The organism is bacterium (assembly GCA_024228115.1).
Taxonomy (GTDB): Bacteria; Myxococcota_A; UBA9160; order UBA9160; family UBA6930.
Genome location: JAAETT010000443.1, coordinates 1 through 512, shown reverse-complemented (window position 1 = coordinate 512; position 512 = coordinate 1). Strand labels below are relative to the sequence as shown.

Here is a 512-nt window from a genome sequence, read left to right as displayed (position 1 = left end):
GGTCTCCGGTGTGACCCTCACGGTCACGCCCCAGAACGACGCCCCGACCGCCGCGAACGACTCGGCCTCGGTCAACGAGGGTGCGAGCGTCGTCATCGACCTCTCCGGCAACGACACGGACCCGGACAACGCCCTCGACCTCTCCTCGATCGTCATCACGAGTGCCCCGGCCAACGGCACCCTGGTCAACAACGGCGATGGCACCCTCACCTACACCCACGATGGATCCGAGACCGTCGGAGACTCCTTCTCCTACACCATCGACGATGTCTCCGGCGCTACCAGCAACGTCGCCGCCGTGACCCTCACGGTGAATCCCCAGAACGATGCCCCGACCGCTGCGAACGACTCCGCCTCGGTCAACGAGGGCGCCTCCGTCGTCATCAACCTCTCCGGCAACGACACGGACCCGGACAACGCCCTCGACCTCTCCTCGATCGTCATCACGAGTGCCCCGGCCAACGGCACCCTCGTCAACAACGGCGATGGCACCCTCACCTACACCCACGATG

General features: G+C 66.0%; 1 protein-coding gene. It reads left to right on the top strand.

Features of this window, described 5'->3' with window-relative positions; all coding sequences use genetic code 11:
• Positions 1-512 (top strand): tandem-95 repeat protein (locus GY937_19350; GenBank protein ID MCP5058863.1); only part of this gene is annotated, 512 nt, incomplete at both ends.